Origin of the sequence: Rhodococcus sp. NPDC057297 (assembly GCF_042667435.1) — a bacterium.
Taxonomy (GTDB): Bacteria; Actinomycetota; Actinomycetes; order Mycobacteriales; family Mycobacteriaceae; genus Rhodococcoides.
In genome coordinates this window covers 43,992-60,382 of the sequence record NZ_JBHUZE010000006.1, presented here as the reverse complement: position 1 = coordinate 60,382, position 16,391 = coordinate 43,992, and the positions used below count along the sequence as shown (strand labels likewise).

Below are 16,391 nucleotides of genomic sequence, written 5' to 3'. Positions count from 1 at the left end.
GCCATGGGGGTCTACGACGCGTATGTCTTCGATATCCAGGGCACACTGTTCGACTTTTTCGGGCCGGTAGCCGACGCCTTGTCCGAATGGATGGACGACGAAGTCGTCGGCGATGCAGTGCGAGCCTGGCGCCAGGACTATTTCGAGCGAACGTCCACCCTGACGCAGTCGGCCGAGCATTGGCAGCCGGTGCAGAACGTCTACCGAGACGGGCTGGATTCGGTCGTGAAGAAACTCGGGCTACAGATCCCTTCTCCTGCCCGGACGGCGTTGGCCGAAACATGGAAGAACCTGCGGCCGTGGCCCGATTCAGTGGACGGCCTGCGAGATCTACGACAGACCTCGGTAGTCGCGAGCTTGTCCAACACCGACATGGCGACCATGGTGCATCTGTTCAAGCGAGCCGGGATGGACTGGGACGCAGTGCTGACCGCCGAAGTGTTCGGCGCTTTCAAGCCGGCTTCTTTCCTGTACGAGCGAACGTGTCGTTACCTCGGGGTCGAACCCGACCGTGCAGCGATGGTCGCATCACACCCGTACGACCTCCGGGCCGCCAGGGCCGTCGGCATGAAGACCGTGTTCGTTCATCGCCCGTTGGAATTCGGCCGAGTCGATCGTTCGGTGGACGATGCGAGGGGCGAGTTCGACCACAGAATCGACAGCATTGCGGACATGCCCTGACGGAGGATGCTGTCGCACAGTCACTTCGAGATTCGAGCCCGTGCTGATTCGGTTCGTTTTCCGACTACGACGGAAGTTCCCGCGGCAGCCAGCCCCATGATGGGCATGTTCGAGTAGATCGACTCGTGATTGCCAGGGCCCACCCGATAGGTCTCGTGATAGACGCCGACGTCACCGCTACTGCCGACTCTGATGTTGAACGCCCTCCACGACGGCAAGTGTGGATCACTCGGGTTCCGGGCGAACGCCTCGAGCCGATCGAAGCTCCGCCAGTACTGGACCACCGTTACCGTACGTCCGCCGAAGGACAGGCGAGCGCCCAAGAGCCCCTTCTCCGGCTGCTTCCGCAACTCGCGCAACATTTTCGGCATGGCGACGAACGGCGGAAACCACTTGTGCACCTTCCACAGCTTGTTTATCCGCATGCCGATGAGAAAGACGACGAAATCTCCGTCCATCGAGGCCGTGTAGCGGCCGGGTTGCACTCTGTTGCGGTTCACGATGTCGAACCTCCAGACTATGGATAGAAGAACTATCTATAATAGATAGTGATACTCTCCGTTCGTGAAGTCAAGGGTGCTCGGATGAGGATCTCCGAGCTGAGCAAGCACTCCGGCGTGTCGACAGCCTCCATCAAGTTCTACCTGCGCGAGGGCCTCCTCCCCGCAGGCAAGCAGACCGCACCCAATCAGGCCGACTACAACGACCAGCACGTACGACGGTTGCGTCTCATCCGCGCCTTGATCGACGTCGGCGGACTCTCCGTTTCCGTCGCCCGCGCCACCCTGGCAACGATCGATCACGAATCAGCCTCCGCTCACGACACGTTCGGAGCAGTGATGCACGGGCTGGACGACATCGAACCCGACGACGCGACAACGGACGTCGCCCGAACCTACGACGAAGTGCGAGAATGGATTTCCGCGCGTGATTGGCACGTGGACCCTGCGGCCCCCGCTCCCTTCAGGCTGGCAGAACTCGTGGCGACGTTGAGACGCTTCGACTTTCCGATCGACTTGAACTACTTCGACGACGTGGCCGACGCTGCCGAGGCAACCGCTTGGGGTGAGGTGAACTACGCCCGTACGCGACCGGACCGCGCCTCCGCCGTGGAGGCCATGGCCATAGGAACCGTCGTGATCGGACAGGCCGTGAACGAGATACGCCGAATTGCACTCGAAGCCATCAGCTTTCGAATTCAGAACGCCGGCGATGACTCTCGGCCCGTTACGCCATGACCCAGCTACCCGCAGTAGAGTTCGCCTTCCCCGGTCCGCTGCGCGACTCCCTCGTGGCCGCTGTCCTCGACGGCAAGAAGACATCGACGACGGGCTTGGTGGCCGACTACACAGCATCCGGTGACCCCATTCCGGCCGTCGGCGATCGATTCTCGGTCATTGATTCGTCCGGGAAACCTGTCGGTGTCATCGAAGTGACGGGAGTGCGCATCGTGCGACTCGCCGACGTTTCACTCGACCACGCCATGGCCGAGGGCGAAGGCCACCGCTCGATAGCCGACTGGCGGCGCGGCCACGAATCATTCTGGCACTCTACGGAAATGCGCTCGGCACTGGGCGATCCCACCTTCACTGTCGACGACGACACGAAAGTAGTTCTGGAATCCTTTCGACTGATCCAGCCCCGCTAGTCGGACGGCGCCTTGTAAGCATTTTTGTCGGTGTCGTGTGCTAGCAGCTCGAAATTCGAAAACGGTTACCCCACAACCCGAAAGACCTTGCAGCCGAACAGAACGGGCGGTATATTCGAACATACGTTCCCATGAACCGGGGGGTTCACCACATGCCACACACCACGCCCAGCAGATACGCCCGCTACCTGGGCCCACACACACCACCCACCATCGACCCAACACTCCTGACCGAACTCACCGACGCAGCCAGAGAAGAAAACAAAGCCTGCGCACGCAAAGTCGCCCACGCCGCACACATCTGGGAAACCTGCATCGAACAAACCATCCACATCGGCGAACGCATCACCGACGCCGGCAACTACGCATCCTCCGAAACCGCAGCCGCACTCGGCTGCTCCAAAACAGTCGCAGACACCTACTCCGACATCGGAATGGACCTGCGCCTACGCCTCCCCCACATCAAAGCAGCCTTCGACGCCGGAGACCTCGACCTACCCCGAGTACGCGCCATCCACCGCCTCACCGCCCCCTACAGCACCCCCGCCGTCGAACACGCACAAACCGACATCCTCACCGCCGCCCTACACCTGTCCCCCGGACCACTCGCCACCGAAATCAACACCATCATGCACCGCTGCGCACCCGAGGAAGCAGCACAACTACGCACAGACCTCACCCGCCTGACCGGCGTGAAATACCGCGACAAAGACATGATCGCCACCATCGAAGCCAACCTCGACGCCGCAGACGCCGCCGCCAGCTGGCAACGCATCAACGAAGTAGCCGACACCCTCTGCCCCCGCGACCCCCGCACCCGAGGACAACGCCGCGCCGCCGCCTACACCGCCCTCATGCACAGCGAAACCCACATCGCCTGCACCTGCGAACCCGACGACAACCACCCCTGCACCGCCAACCCCGAACCCCCCGACCGCCGCCGACCCCTCACCACCGTCACCATCGACATCGACACCCTCCTGCACCTCGCCGACCTCCCCGCCTACCTCGCCGACCACGGCACCATCGACCCCGACTACGCCCGACAACTAGCCCACAACAGCGACCTGCAAATCCTCATCACCGAAGCCCTCGACCTCGCCCACGAACTAGGCCACATCACCAACCCCAACCCCAACCCCGACAACAACAACGCCGCCGACAACAACACCGACTCCAACAACAGCAACAGCAACAGCAACAACAGCGACAGCAACAACGCCGACCCCGCCGACGCACGAGACACAGATCCCGAGCCCACACGCACACCACGCCCCACCGCACACCCGACCTTCCATCCACTCGGACGCGGCCGACGACGCCGCGGACTCGACCTCCCCACACCCCCGGCCCCACACCCGACCCGCACACCCACCAACACCGACACCGACACCCCGGCCGGACAGTACGAAGGCCGATACACCCTCATCGCCGCACTCGAGAAAGCACTCACCACTAACCCCGCACTGGCAGTCCCGCTCTACCCCGACGGCCACGGCGGACTCACCACCCCACCACCCGGCGCACTGACCTACCGACCCGGCACCGCGCTCGCAGGACTCGTCCGACACCGCGACCGCACCTGCCGACACCCCGGATGCGACATCCCCGCAGCCGGCTGCGACATCGACCACGTCATCGCCTTCGACCACCACAACCCCACCCGCGGCGGCTGGACCATCCTCACCAACCTCCACTGCCTCTGCAGATACCACCACTCCCTCAAAACCATCGGCGCCTGGACACCCACCATGCTCGCCGGAGCCGCCGAACACTGGCAATCGAACTCCGGCACCACCGCAGTCACCCTCCCCGGAAACACCTACGGAACAACCGACCTCACCGCACAATCACTCATCCCCCACATACCCCGCAAACGCAGACCCACCACCACCACCACCACGCACCCAACCCACACCCCACCGACAAACGACACCGACGACCCCGCACCGTTCTGAACGGTGCAGGGGCTCGGACGAATCGGCGTCCATGGACTGTCGGTCAGCTTGTGTATCCGCTCATGTCGTACACGGTGACGCCATCCACGGTGGTAGCGGTGAAGTTCGCTGCGACCCACTCCGCGATGTCGGACGATGTGGACTGCGAGTCACCACCACCGGGCATGCCGCCGCCCATTCCGCCGCCTCGGCCACCGGAAATGTAGTACTTGACTTCGTGATTCGAGACGTAGGAGATGAACTGATCGAGCGTCGGCGCGGGATCACTGCTCCACCCTCCGATAGCGATGACCGCTGTGTCCGTAGCCAACTCGTAGGTCGCGGCTGTCTGCGATCCGTTCACCGCAGCGGACCACCTGGTGTCGGCCGACTCGAGCAGAGCGTTCACCTGATCACTGGAAGCGGAACCGCCACCCATACCGGGGCCACCACCAGCCATGACATCGGCTTCGTCTCCGGCCACCGGACTGTCCGGGACTTGGCCGGCAGCACCTGCGCCGTCACCATCGGTTGTTGCGGCAGCACCGGGCATTTCACCCTCGACGATTTCTCCCTCGGCCATTTCACCCTCGGGCATACCACCCTCAGGGATCCCACCCGCGGGAACTGCGCCGTCAGACATACCGCCACCCGGCATACCTCCACCCGGCATACCTGCACCCGGCATACCGCCGCCCATGCCGGAGTCCGAGACGGCACCGACGGGACCCGCGGTGGGGATGGATCCGCTGTGGACGGTGGACGAGGTGGCGATGGCATACGACGCACCGCCGCCGAGACCTGCGATCGAGCCGACGAGGGCAGCGGTGACGGCGAGTACACGGAACCGACCCGCACCGAGGATCGCGACAGAAGCGACGACGGTTCCGAGCAACAGGATCCACTTCAGAGCGGGCAGCCAGTCAGCGTTGCGGTGCAACAGAACCCAGGCCCATCCGCCTGCCGCGAGCATCATCGACGCCAGACCGAGCCGCGCCCACACGGATTCGCGTGCGATCCACAATGCATAGCCGCCGGTCCCGACCATGCCTGCGACAGCCGGCGCGAGGGCCACCGTGTAGTACGGGTGGATGGTTCCGGACATGTAACTGAAGATCGAACCCGTCACCAGGAACCAACCGCCCCACAGAACGAGCGACGCGCGCAGCAGATCGGTGCGCGGTGCGCGTCCCCGAGCAACGAGCCCGAACACCAGCGCCACCAGCGCGGCGGGGATCAGCCACGAGATCTGGATGCCCATCTCACTACCGAACAGCCGGTCCAGTCCCGTGCTGCCGCCGAAGCTGGAGCCCGCGGCTACTGCCATTCCTCCGCCGCCCATTCCGCCACCGGCATTGCCGTCGGATCCGAAGATGCGGCCGAGTCCGTTGTAGCCGAGCACCAGATCCATGACGGTGTTGTCCGTCGAACCTCCGATGTACGGGCGTGCGTCGGCAGGCCAGAGCGCAACGGTCAGAACCCACCACCCGGCTCCGGCGACGAGCGCGGCGAACGCACCGACAAGATGCAACAACCTTGCGCGCAGACGCGCCTGTCCTGCAACCAGATACGTCAACCCGAAAGCAGGGAGCACCAGCAGGCCCTGGAGCATCTTGGTCAGGAACGCGAAACCCAGCGCGACGCCGGCGAACGCGAGCCACATCGCCGCCCGTCGACCGACAGACGTCTGCAGGGCGCGCACGACGAAGTATCCGCCGATCGACATCAGCAACACCAGCAGTGCATCGGGATTGTCGAACTGGAACATCAACGCCGCCGCCGGCGTCGACGCCAAGACCGCACCGGCCAGGAGCCCTGCCGTGGGCGCTGCGACACGCTTGACTGAGGCGTAGACGACAGCGACCGCACCCACACCCATCAATGCCTGCGGCACCAGAAGGCTGGCGCTGGAGAACCCGAAGATCCGAGCCGACAATCCCATGACCCACAGCGATGCCGGCGGCTTGTCGACGGTGATGAAGTTCTCCGAGTCGAGCGAACCGAAGAACCATGCAGTCCAGTCCTTCGAACCAGCTTGCGCCGCAGCGGCATAGAAGGTGTTGGCGTATCCGCTGGCGGTCAGGTTCCACAGGTACAGCACGGCGGTCGCCGCGAGGAGCACGCCCAGCAGTACGTGGTGACGGTTCGGTGAGAACCGCACTGTCTTACGATGCCGGGGTTGTGGTTCCGCAGGCGTCGGCGGCAGAAGTGTTGTGGTCACGAGAAAGTCCTCCGTCGGTGGTATCGAAGACCAGAGTGACCGGACCGGGTTCGACCCCGCTGGGAACAACCTCGAGAAATGCTGTGAACGCCCGCAACCAAGATCGAACGCGTCAGACACCGTCGAACGCGTCAGACTCCGTCCAGAGGGGTGGTGACCGCGATACGGCGAGCGCCATCGGCGTCGAGCACGATCTGATAGGCATTGCGCTCCACGCCGACGGGTCTGCCGTCGGCATCGAGGTTCTCGAGCAGCAGATGTCCCACCCAGATCCCGTTGCCCTCGATGTCGGTCACGATGTCCTTCGCTCGGACGCCCTGGATTCCGCGGGATCGGTAGAACTGCTGTCCCTGGCTGAAGAAGTCACGCGTCTGCTGTGGATCGGTGACGGCGAGGCACCCACGCGGCGACACCGCGAGAGCTGGATAGTGGTAGATGTCCGCGAGGGCGTCGATGTCGCCCGAGGACAGGTAACCGGTGTAGCGGTCGAAGAAGTCCTCTATCGATTCGGTGCTGGTGGTAGTCATGAACGAACAACCTACGACGCATTCCCGCCACGCCGGTGACGGTAATCGGAAAGAATCTCCGTTTGTGCCCCGCGAAACGAGCTCCGACTCACGCGACAACCACCTGACGCTGCGACGCGTGGTGCGTCAGCAGCGTCTCATCGAAATCCTCGCCGACTCGCCACTGCCCGTACCGACGGACGCTCTGGCCGAGAAACTACAGGTCAGCGCCAGAACTGTGGAACGCGACCGCCGTCGTCTCGTCGACTCCGGCGTTCCCATCGTGTCGGTACCGGGAACAGGCGGCGGCAGCCGACTTCCCAGCCACGACAAGCCCGCTCCCCTGAACTTGTCGTTCGAGGAGATCGCCGCGTTGATCGCGGCCCTTGCCGCGCTCGGGCCGACGGAAACCGACAGCGCGCAGTCCGCGATGACCGCCCTCGTCGCAGCAATCACCCCGTCACCGCCTCGGGAACTCCGGTGACCGCCCGGCAAGCCCGACGCGTCGCCGTCAAGTACGGGGCGTCGCTGATCGCATTGAACATCGCCGCTGCGGTGCAGGTGATCTTCGTTGTGGCGTTGCTCGCCAGATCCGAGACCGCGACGGTCGGCAGCATTCTGACCGACCCCGCATTCAGCGCATTCCGATGGATCGTCCCGCTCGGCATCACGGTCGGAGCCCTCGCAGGCATCGTGTTGATCCTGCCCACCCTGCGGTGGTTCGCACACGAGGACATCCCGACGGTCGAGCAATCGAAACGTGCGACGCGGATTCCGCTGCACCACACTGCGTCGCACCTCGCGCTGTGGCTGGCATTCGGGTTCTCGATGGCAGCGCTGACGCACGACGCGGAACACGACGTGACGGTCCTCATCGTCATCGGCACCGTGTTCGGTGCGGTCACCACTGCCGGAACCGGATACCTGTTGACCGAGAGGTCACTGCGTCCCGTCACCGTGCTGGCGTCGACGGGCACCCCGGCGCGACGTGAGCTGAGTGTCCTCGCACGACTGATCCTCACCTGGTTGGTGTGCACGGCCATTCCGGTGGCTGCGATCACGCTGATCGTCATCGTGCACTCGACCGGAAAGCCCATCGCAATCCCCGCCCCGATCGAGCTCCCCATCCTCATCGTGTCCGCAATTGCCCTCGGAACCGGGCTGCGCGGAACCATCCTCGTCGCTCGATCGGTGTCCGAGCCGGTCCGAGAAGTAAGCCAAGGGATGACGGAGATCGAGAAGGGACGGACCGACGTCGCCGTCCCGGTCTACGACTCGTCGGAGATCGGGAGTCTGCAACGCGGGTTCAACAGCATGTCGCGCGGACTCACCGAGCGCGAGCGACTACGAGACCTCTTCGGTCGTCACGTCGGCACCCAGGTCGCCTCGAGAGCACTCGAACAATCCGACTTCCCCCGCGGCGACGTCCAGTACGCCGCTGTCCTGTTCATCGATCTCGTCGGGTCGACGGCCTTCGCCGTCGACCATCCGCCCGAACGCGTCGCCGAAGTACTCAACGAATTCCTCGCCATCGTCGTCGACACCGTCGACGACAACCTCGGCTTCATCAACAAATTCGAAGGCGACGCCGCACTCGCCGTCTTCGGCGCGCCCCAACCCATCGACAATCCGGCTGCCGCCGCCTTGAAAGCTGCCCGACGCCTACGCCTCGCACTCGGATCCCTCGACACCCGCAACTCCGCCGAAAACCCAGCCGGCTCCGCTCCCGCCACCCCCGGTCACTCCGCCGGAAACCCAGCCGGCTCCGCTCCTATGGACTTCGGGATCGGCGTTGCTGCAGGTGATGTGTTCGCCGGGGACATCGGAGCACTGCAGCGATACGAGTACACCGTGATCGGAGAGCCGGTGAACTGCGCAGCGAGGTTGTCCGATCTCGCCAAACTCGCGCCGGGCAGGGTGCTGGTCAGCAGTCGACTCGTCGACGACGCCGGCGCGGATGAAGCACGTCACTGGCAGTCGACCGGGCCGGTGGAGCTGCGCGGATATCAGACGCCGGTCGAGGTCTCGGCGGTCTCCGACGCTTAGCGGTCCCGGCGGCTCCGCGGCTCAGCGGTCTCGGAAGCGTTGGAGGATTTCGCGCATCGTGTGCGGGTAGATCCCCTCGTCGGCGAGTTGCCTGCGGGTCTTGCGACGGGTCAACACGACGCCGGTGATCGCGACGATCCACACCGGGTACTGGACGAGGAACGCGACCCGGAAGCCCTCGAACGTGTACCCGCCGAACGCGTCGAGGATCCATCCGATCGAGGCGATGACCAGAAGCGACGCGGTGAATCCGCCGATGTTGACCATGCCCTGCGCGGTGCCGAGGTTGGCGCTCGGATTGAACGTACGTGCGTAGTCGAAACCGATGACCGATCCGGGACCTCCCACGGAAATCACGACCACGAGGACGACCAGCAGCCACAGCGGAGCCGGACCTGGGAGTGCGAGCACGATCCCCCACATCGCCGCGTTGCTGAACATGATGGTCAGCACCATCCACGATCGGCGCATCGGATACCGCCCGGTGAGGATGCCGAGTCCGATGCCGGAGAACACTGCCGACACCACCGAGATCGACAACAGTGCTCCAGCCGTCGACGACGACAAACCCTGTGCCGACGTCAGGTACGGAATGCCCCACAACAGCGCGAACACGGTGATCGAGAACTGCGTACCGGTGTGGGAGAAGAACCCGAGTCGCGTGCCGGGACGCTTCCAGACCTGTGCGATCGTCGCGAACGTCTCGCGCATCGACGTCGCCTTCTCGGTGACTTCGGTGCCGGGAGGAGAATCTCGAACCAGGGCAAGCGTCAGGACCAAGGCGACGAGTCCCAGGGACGCGGCGCTGCCGAACGCGACCGTCCAGCCCGGCCCGTTGAGCAGTACGAGGAACGGCACTGCAGACAGGATCTGTCCCATCTGGCCGAGCAGACCGGTCAGCTGGGACACGATGGGAACCTGCCTCGGAGGGAACCACTGCGGGACCAGACGCAACACCGAGATGAACGTCAGAGCATCCCCGACTCCGACGAACGCACGAGCCGCCACAGCCAGAGGAAGCGAATCGGTGAATGCCAGTACCAGTTGCGCGACGGTCATCAACAACGCACCGAGCGCGATCATCTTCCGAGACCCGACGCGATCCAGCACCACACCCGCCGGGATCTGCATCGCCGCGTAGACGACGACCTGAAGAACGACGAACGACGACAGCAGCGACGGGCTGATCACGAACCGGTCGGCGGCGTCGAGCCCTGCGACACCGAACGCGGTGCGGTGCAGCACGGCAACGATGTACGCGAAGACACCGACACCCCAGACCACCCACACGCTTCTCACTGCCCACATTCTGCCCGGTGCCCTGTGCAAGGATCGAATCCGACAGAACGCGACGAAGACGAAAGTGAGCAAGCCCATGGCCGACCCCATCCTGGTGTTGAACGGACCGAACCTGAACATGCTCGGAACGCGTCAGCCAGAGGTGTACGGCCACGAGACGATTGCCGACGTCGTCGCACTGTGCGAGAAGACCGCCGCCGCGCACGGACGAACCGTCCGAGCCGAGCAGTCCAACCACGAGGGCCACCTGATCGACTGGATCCACGAAGCCAGGGGGCGCGTGTCGGGAATCGTCATCAACCCCGGTGGCCTCACCCACACTTCCGTCGCCCTCCGCGACGCACTGGTGATCCCGGAAGTACCGATCATCGAGGTCCACATCAGCAACGTTCACGCGCGAGAAGAGTTCCGTCACCACTCGTTCGTCTCCCCCATCGCATCCGGGGTCATCGCCGGACTCGGAATCGCGGGCTACGGATTCGCCATCGAACGGCTCGTCTCTCTCACCTAGTCCTCAGGTTCGCCTGCATATGCTGGGTCGAGCATTTCGGCTGAACGAGGGATATCGGTGAGCAAAGACAGGGCGAGCAACAACAGCAAGAAGAAGGCACAGGCAGCTGCGGCTGCACTGCAGGGCAAGAAGGACAAACAGCGACGCACCCTGATCCAGGTCGGCGTCGCCGTCGTTCTCGTGGCGCTGGTCGCCGTCATCGGATTCAACATCGCGTCGAAGAATTCCGACGACACCACCGCAACGCCGGCCGCCACGCCGTCGGTCGTCACCGAGGACGGTGCGATCCGCATCGGTGATCCGAATGCTGCCGTCGTCGTCACCGCCGTCGAGGACTTCCAGTGTCCTGCCTGCAAGCAGTTCGAGGCGATCTCCGGCGACACCCTCTCCGAGCTCGTGGCCGACAACACCATCGCCGTCGACTACAAGCCGATCGCGATTCTCGACCGAATGTCGTCGACGAACTACTCGACGCGCGCAGCCAACGCAAGCATGTGCGTCGCCGAGGCCGACATCTCCAAGTGGCCTGCATGGCACAAAGCCATGTTCGAACAGCAACCGGCCGAGGGCGGCGCAGGCCTCAGCGACGACGACCTGAACGGAATTGCCCGGACACTTCAGGTCGACGTCGGCAGCTGTATCACCGACGGCACCTACACCGATTTCGTCACCAGCCAGACGCAGAACGTCATCGACTCCGGCGTCACCGGAACCCCGACCGTGTCGGTCAACGGCACCGTCGTCGACGTCCCGACGCCGGACAACCTGCGGGCCGCGATCACCGCGGCACAGTAGAGCAGTGCCCACCAGCAAGGTCACCGCCTGGGTCCTCACGGTCGGCGGCATACTCGGACTCCTCGCGGCACTGACCCTGACGATCGAACGATTCAAGCTGCTCGAGGACTCGTCCTACGTGCCGTCGTGCAGCTTGAATCCGGTGTTGTCGTGCGGTTCGGTGATGACCACCGATCAGGCCGCACTGTTCGGGTTTCCCAATCCCATCATCGGGATCGTCGCTTTCACGGTCGTGCTCGTCACCGGAATCCTGACCCTCGCGAAGGTCGCACTACCGCACTGGTACTGGCTCGGACTGTCGCTGGGCACCCTGCTCGGCGAGGTGTTCATCCACTGGTTGATCGACCAGAGCCTCTACGAGATCGGCGCACTGTGCCCCTACTGCATGGTCGTCTGGGCGGTCACGATGCCGATCTTCGTCGTCACGCTGTCCCAACTCGTCGACCGCGAGCGCGCGGGCACCGTCCCGAGGCTGCTGCTCGAATGGCGTTGGACGATCCTCGCGCTCTGGTACGCCGTGGTGATCGCCCTCGTCGGCATCAGGTTCTCGGACTACTGGTCGACGCTCGTCTAGAGAGCCGCGACGGCGTCGATCTCGATCAGCAACTCCGGCATCGCAAGCCGAACGACTTCGACGACGGTCTGCGCGGGCCTGGTCTCGGGAAACAGCTCACCGAGAACCGCGGTGTAGGTGTCGAGGTGTGCGATGTCGACGAAGTACACGGTCAGCTTGACCACGTTCTCCAGGGTTCCACCGGCCGCGTCGACGATCAGGCGAATGTTCTCGAACGCCAGGCGAATCTGCGCCTCGACATCCCCGATTCCCGCGAACTCACCGTCCGCCGTGATCGCCGTCTGACCCGACAGATACAGCGTCGTCGACGCGTTCTCCACCGCAACGCACTGAGACAACAACTGAGCGCCGGGATCCCACACGCTCACCGGTGACACCACTCGCTTGTCCATTCGTTCTCCTCTCGTCCGCACCGCCAACCTACGCACCGCGGCCGCAATGGAAGGTGCGACGCGTAGGTTGCGTCCGCGCATTCCGAACCACAGAACGCTGTCGCAGGGCATGATGATGTGAGCCACCTCACGCGGGGATGAGTGGGCACGGCAGCAGTTCGGGGAGACACGCACAGCACCAGGAGTTGTTACATGGCAGGCGATCCGATCGCAGTCATCGTGGCCGTCATCGTGTCCGCAGCGGGGGCGGCAGCAGGGACCGACCTTCCCCCACCGATCCAGGACGGAGCTGCGGGCGTCGCCGAATCCGCGGAGAACGCCGCACCCGGCCTGCAACAGCAACTCGACGACCTTCTCGGGTCCCTTCCCGACACCCAGCGCGACGACGCCTCCGCCATGCTCGACGATGCCGCGTCCGCGATCGAATCCGCGGCCGACCCGATGCTCCCGGACGAACCGGACACCGAGAAGACCGAGGAGACCGAACCGGCGGACTCGGGCGCCGCGCCGGAAACACCGCCGACGCCGCCCCTGCCGCAGGTGCCCGTCACCTCGGTGGCGAGTTCGCCCATCACCTCACTCGGGGCACTGATTCCGAGCGCGAGCGGCGCCATGCAGTTCGGCACGTCGACGTTTTCCCTGGGCGATCTGGTGTCGCAGACGGCGTTCATGCCCGCCGCCGAGGCACTTCGGCGTGCGCTGTTCCCGGGGGTACCTGCCACGTTCACCGGAGTATCCGCGTCGCCCATCGGTGCGATCACCGCGTTCGTTCCCTGGCTCATGAAGGCCGGGGCCATCTGCGACGGCGTGGGGGCACCGGTCATCGCCGCGCTGTACGCCGCGGAGAACGGGTTCCGGCACGGTCCGACGGCCCCGGTGTCCTCGAGCGGGGCACGTGGCCCCGGGCAGTTCATGCCGGGAACGTGGGCGACCTACGGCAAGGACGCCGACGGTGACGGTGTGGCCGACATCAACGCGATCGCGGATTCGGTGATGGCGTCGGGAAACATGTTGTGCGACATTCACAGTCAAGTTTCCCAGTGGAAGTCCGAAGGACGGGTCAGTGGTGACACCCTCGACTTGACCATTGCCGGGTACAACGCAGGTGCGGGCGCAGTCCTTCGTTCCGGCGGGATGCCCTCCGGAACACCGGATTACGAGAATCAGACGAAGCCGTACGTCGCGAAGATCCGCGCGACGGAAATGCAGTTCTCCGCGATACTGAACCCGTTCTCCGCCCTGGACATCGCCGGTGCAGGCGCCAATGCCGTCCGGTCCGCCATGAACTATCTCGGTCTGCCGTACGTGTGGGGCGGCGGCAACATCAACGGACCGTCGGGCGGCGGGTTCGACTGCTCCGGTCTGACGTCCTACGCCATCTTCAAGGCGTCCGGAGGCACGGTGACCCTCCCGCGGACCTCGGAGACACAGTGGAACGTCGGCACCGAAATCCCGCTCGGGCTGGCTCAGCCTGGCGACCTGCTGTTCGGCAACTGGCAGGCGGGTGGTCCCGGGCACGTCGCGATCTACGTCGGCAACGGGCAGATGGTCCACGCGCCCACCTTCGGTGACGTCGTCAAGATCGGGCCGGTGTTCGACGGAATGAAGGCGCGCCGGGTCCTGTGACGCGCCGGGCCGGGTAGGTTCGGTCACCATGACCGACGGAACCAGCGCAGCACGGCGAAGCCCCGAACCTGTCGGCTTCGACGACCCTCTTGCCCCGGCACCGGCGGACGGCGAGGGCTTCGAGACCAACTGGACCGTCCGCACCGGAGACGTCGACCCCAACAACCGCCTGCGGTTCGACGGTATGGCCCGTTACCTGCAGGACATCGGGTCGGACAATCTCGATGCCACCTCGCTCGGCGTCACGGACCCGTTCTGGATCGTGCGGCGCACGGTCATCGACGTGCACACCCCGGTCGAGTTCCCGGACCGAGTGCACATGAGACGGTGGTGCTCGTCGATGTCGACGAGGTGGTCGAACATGCGCGTGAACATCACCACCGACAAAGGCGCGTCCATCGAGACCGAGGGATTCTGGATCAACATCAGTGCCAGTACCGGTATGCCGACCAGGATCAGCGACGAGGCCTTGGCCCTGCTGGCACGCACCACCGACGAGCATCGGTTGCGGTGGAAGGCCTGGCTGACCGAGCCGGTGCCGTCACCCGCACACACCGACGTGCAGTTTCCCTTGCGCGCCACCGACATCGACCCGTTCAACCACGTCAACAACGCCGCGTACTGGCACGCCGTCGAGGAGCTGTTGGTCGATCACGCCGACCTGTTGCACGCCCCGCACCGGGCCGTCATCGAGTACCTCTCCCCCATTCTGGCGGGCGACCACGTGACCATTCGTCACCGCTACGAGGGCGGCGCACTCACCGTGTGGTTCGTCGTCGACGATGCGGTGCGCTCCGTCGCGAAGGTCGCCCCGAGGGCCTGACGGTCCAACTTGCCGCGCGGGGTGCGCGGCAGGGCGGGCACCACGAGGATCCGCGTCGGCGCACTGGGGGCGGGCAGGGCCTCGCGCAACAACCGACGAATGCGCTCGACGGGCGGTGCGCCCGCGCCCACGACGAGTGCGAGCGCGGGTACTTCACCGAATCGTGCGTCGGGAATCGCAGCGACTCCCGCTTCGAGAACACCGGAAATACTCAGGGCTGCATGCTCGATCGGTGCGAGCTCGACGTTCAGCCCACCCCGGATCAACGTCTCGGAATCACGACCGAACAGAGTCAGCGACGACCCGTCCACACTTCCTCGGTCTCCCACCGTCATCCAGCCGTCGACCGGTCCGCCTGCAAGTCCCTCGTCGGTCAGGTAGCCGTCGAACAGCATATCGCTGCGCACATGAACGATCCCGTCGACGATCCGCGCCTCGACACCGTCGAACAGTATTCCCGGGCCGGGATCGACGCCGCGGTCGTAGGACACGAAGCTCAGCTCCGAGGCGCCGTAGAAGTGAACCAGCGACGCGTTCGGCAGCACGTTCTGCAGCGTTCGACGCCCCGACTCCGGCCAACGGGCCGCACTGGAGAGCACTTCACGCACACTCCCTACCGGGCCGACATCGGCGCGCACGACGTCCCACGCGATCGTCGGCACCGAATAGAGATGCGTCGCGCCACTGTTCAGTGCGTCGACCGCAGACCGGACGTCGACGGCCGCACCCCGCGTCAGCCCGTGCAGCGCGCCGTACAGGAAATGCGTGTGGTCCAGCACACCCGGCGTCGACACGCGGTCTCCCCGCTGAACGTCGAACACGGCGTCGCTGCGGTCCAGCGTCCTGGCCCACGAACGCTGGTTGCGTAGAAAGAGCTTGGGCTCGCCGGTGCTTCCCGACGTGATCCCGACCAACAATTCACTGCCCTCGGTGGGGCTCCCGTGCGGCCCTCGGCCGTCCAGACCGGCGACCGGGTCGGACCAGCCGAGCGATGCCACCCGTCGATGCTGCTGCTCCGCGGCGATCACCACGTCCGGGGCGGCGAGTTCGACGACCCTGCCGAACTGGCTGGGCAGCAAATGCCTGTGCAACAGCACCACACCGATTCCCGACGCCATCGCCGCGGTCACCGCGACGAGCGAGCCGACGTCCGAGGTGGGAAGGACCGCAACGCGTCGCATGCCGTTCATCCCGGCGCCGGTGCGGCGGACACGTTCCCAGAAGTCGCCGTACGTCACCGATTCCCGACGGTCGACGACGGCGATCGCGTCGGGATTCTCGCGTGCGTGACCGGCGATGCGGTCGGTGAGTAGCGGGCTCACGCGCTGATCG

General features: G+C 64.9%; 17 protein-coding genes. 11 read left to right on the top strand and 6 right to left on the bottom strand.

The window, feature by feature from the left end:
* The first annotated feature begins 3 nt into the window (after positions 1 to 3).
* The gene (locus tag ACFULT_RS18165) at positions 4 to 681 is read left to right on the top strand and encodes a haloacid dehalogenase type II (RefSeq protein ID WP_094720845.1); all 678 of its coding nucleotides are present in this window, start codon (positions 4 to 6) and stop codon (positions 679 to 681) included.
* 20 nt (positions 682 to 701) lie between these two features.
* On the opposite strand, the gene ACFULT_RS18160 is transcribed toward ACFULT_RS18165, so the two are convergent.
* Positions 702 to 1,181, bottom strand: coding sequence for a DUF4188 domain-containing protein (locus ACFULT_RS18160; RefSeq protein ID WP_378482084.1), 480 nt, complete (start codon positions 1,179 to 1,181; stop codon positions 702 to 704).
* An 84-nt stretch (positions 1,182 to 1,265) separates the two neighbouring features.
* Between ACFULT_RS18160 and ACFULT_RS18155 the strand changes: the two genes are divergently transcribed.
* From ACFULT_RS18155 to ACFULT_RS18145, 3 genes are all read left to right on the top strand, one after another.
* The gene (locus ACFULT_RS18155; RefSeq protein ID WP_378482083.1) at positions 1,266 to 1,919 is read left to right on the top strand and encodes a MerR family transcriptional regulator; all 654 of its coding nucleotides are present in this window, start codon (positions 1,266 to 1,268) and stop codon (positions 1,917 to 1,919) included.
* A complete protein-coding gene (locus ACFULT_RS18150; RefSeq protein ID WP_378482082.1) occupies positions 1,916 to 2,329 on the top strand; it encodes an ASCH domain-containing protein in 414 nt (137 codons plus the stop codon). Before ACFULT_RS18155 ends, ACFULT_RS18150 begins: the two co-directional genes overlap by 4 nt.
* A 152-nt stretch (positions 2,330 to 2,481) precedes the next feature.
* Complete coding sequence (locus ACFULT_RS18145; protein ID WP_378482081.1) at positions 2,482 to 4,287, top strand: DUF222 domain-containing protein; 1,806 nt, start codon at positions 2,482 to 2,484, stop codon at positions 4,285 to 4,287.
* 43 nt (positions 4,288 to 4,330) lie between these two features.
* Here ACFULT_RS18145 and ACFULT_RS18140 read toward each other — a convergent pair whose 3' ends face one another.
* Positions 4,331 to 6,487 (bottom strand): ArnT family glycosyltransferase, encoded by a 2,157-nt coding sequence (locus ACFULT_RS18140; protein WP_378482080.1) that lies wholly within the window; start codon positions 6,485 to 6,487, stop codon positions 4,331 to 4,333.
* A 131-nt stretch (positions 6,488 to 6,618) separates the two neighbouring features.
* Entirely contained in the window at positions 6,619 to 7,014 is a 396-nt protein-coding gene (locus ACFULT_RS18135) for a hypothetical protein (protein ID WP_378482079.1), read from the bottom strand.
* Positions 7,015 to 7,078: 64 nt separating this feature from the next.
* On the opposite strand from ACFULT_RS18135, the gene ACFULT_RS18130 reads away from it, so the two are divergent.
* Both ACFULT_RS18130 and ACFULT_RS18125 read left to right on the top strand, forming a co-directional pair.
* Positions 7,079 to 7,477 (top strand): YafY family protein, encoded by a 399-nt coding sequence (locus ACFULT_RS18130; protein WP_241483636.1) that lies wholly within the window; start codon positions 7,079 to 7,081, stop codon positions 7,475 to 7,477.
* Positions 7,474 to 9,039 (top strand): adenylate/guanylate cyclase domain-containing protein, encoded by a 1,566-nt coding sequence (locus tag ACFULT_RS18125; RefSeq protein ID WP_378482078.1) that lies wholly within the window; start codon positions 7,474 to 7,476, stop codon positions 9,037 to 9,039. The genes ACFULT_RS18130 and ACFULT_RS18125 overlap by 4 nt, the downstream gene beginning before the upstream one ends.
* A gap of 21 nt (positions 9,040 to 9,060) precedes the next feature.
* Here ACFULT_RS18125 and ACFULT_RS18120 read toward each other — a convergent pair whose 3' ends face one another.
* On the bottom strand, positions 9,061 to 10,347 hold the full coding sequence (locus ACFULT_RS18120) for a nitrate/nitrite transporter (RefSeq protein WP_378482077.1): 1,287 nt from the start codon (positions 10,345 to 10,347) through the stop codon (positions 9,061 to 9,063).
* 67 nt (positions 10,348 to 10,414) lie between these two features.
* On the opposite strand from ACFULT_RS18120, the gene aroQ reads away from it, so the two are divergent.
* From aroQ to ACFULT_RS18105, 3 genes are read left to right on the top strand one after another with little or no spacing between them, the layout of a single operon-like run.
* Positions 10,415 to 10,849, top strand: a complete 435-nt coding sequence (aroQ, locus tag ACFULT_RS18115; RefSeq protein WP_170947486.1) for a type II 3-dehydroquinate dehydratase — start codon at positions 10,415 to 10,417, stop codon at positions 10,847 to 10,849.
* A 57-nt stretch (positions 10,850 to 10,906) separates the two neighbouring features.
* Entirely contained in the window at positions 10,907 to 11,644 is a 738-nt protein-coding gene (locus ACFULT_RS18110; RefSeq protein ID WP_037105694.1) for a thioredoxin domain-containing protein, read from the top strand.
* A 4-nt stretch (positions 11,645 to 11,648) separates the two neighbouring features.
* On the top strand, positions 11,649 to 12,218 hold the full coding sequence (locus tag ACFULT_RS18105) for a vitamin K epoxide reductase family protein (protein WP_094720831.1): 570 nt from the start codon (positions 11,649 to 11,651) through the stop codon (positions 12,216 to 12,218).
* On the opposite strand, the gene ACFULT_RS18100 is transcribed toward ACFULT_RS18105, so the two are convergent.
* A complete protein-coding gene (locus ACFULT_RS18100; RefSeq protein ID WP_378482076.1) occupies positions 12,215 to 12,610 on the bottom strand; it encodes a RidA family protein in 396 nt (131 codons plus the stop codon). The genes ACFULT_RS18105 and ACFULT_RS18100 overlap by 4 nt on opposite strands.
* Before the next feature lie 192 nt (positions 12,611 to 12,802).
* On the opposite strand from ACFULT_RS18100, the gene ACFULT_RS18095 reads away from it, so the two are divergent.
* Complete coding sequence (locus ACFULT_RS18095; RefSeq protein WP_378482075.1) at positions 12,803 to 14,236, top strand: NlpC/P60 family protein; 1,434 nt, start codon at positions 12,803 to 12,805, stop codon at positions 14,234 to 14,236.
* Between the two features lie 28 nt (positions 14,237 to 14,264).
* Complete coding sequence (locus tag ACFULT_RS18090) at positions 14,265 to 15,059, top strand: acyl-[acyl-carrier-protein] thioesterase (protein WP_037105688.1); 795 nt, start codon at positions 14,265 to 14,267, stop codon at positions 15,057 to 15,059.
* On the opposite strand, the gene ACFULT_RS18085 is transcribed toward ACFULT_RS18090, so the two are convergent.
* Entirely contained in the window at positions 14,978 to 16,381 is a 1,404-nt protein-coding gene (locus ACFULT_RS18085) for an AMP-binding protein (protein WP_378482074.1), read from the bottom strand. The two genes, ACFULT_RS18090 and ACFULT_RS18085, sit on opposite strands and share 82 nt — an antisense overlap.
* Positions 16,382 to 16,391: the final 10 nt, after the last annotated feature.

What these genes read in the sequence shown, in the direction of transcription:
- ACFULT_RS18165 (WP_094720845.1), top strand. Translation starts at nt 4, where the DNA reads ATGGGGGTCTACGACGCGTATGTCTTCGATATCCAGGGCACACTGTTC.
- ACFULT_RS18155 (WP_378482083.1), top strand. Translation starts at nt 1,266, where the DNA reads ATGAGGATCTCCGAGCTGAGCAAGCACTCCGGCGTGTCGACAGCCTCC.
- ACFULT_RS18150 (WP_378482082.1), top strand. Translation starts at nt 1,916, where the DNA reads ATGACCCAGCTACCCGCAGTAGAGTTCGCCTTCCCCGGTCCGCTGCGC.
- ACFULT_RS18145 (WP_378482081.1), top strand. Translation starts at nt 2,482, where the DNA reads ATGCCACACACCACGCCCAGCAGATACGCCCGCTACCTGGGCCCACAC.
- ACFULT_RS18135 (WP_378482079.1), bottom strand. Translation starts at nt 7,014, where the DNA reads ATGACTACCACCAGCACCGAATCGATAGAGGACTTCTTCGACCGCTAC.
- ACFULT_RS18120 (WP_378482077.1), bottom strand. Translation starts at nt 10,347, where the DNA reads ATGTGGGCAGTGAGAAGCGTGTGGGTGGTCTGGGGTGTCGGTGTCTTC.
- aroQ (WP_170947486.1), top strand. Translation starts at nt 10,415, where the DNA reads ATGGCCGACCCCATCCTGGTGTTGAACGGACCGAACCTGAACATGCTC.
- ACFULT_RS18100 (WP_378482076.1), bottom strand. Translation starts at nt 12,610, where the DNA reads ATGGACAAGCGAGTGGTGTCACCGGTGAGCGTGTGGGATCCCGGCGCT.
- ACFULT_RS18095 (WP_378482075.1), top strand. Translation starts at nt 12,803, where the DNA reads ATGGCAGGCGATCCGATCGCAGTCATCGTGGCCGTCATCGTGTCCGCA.
- ACFULT_RS18090 (WP_037105688.1), top strand. Translation starts at nt 14,265, where the DNA reads ATGACCGACGGAACCAGCGCAGCACGGCGAAGCCCCGAACCTGTCGGC.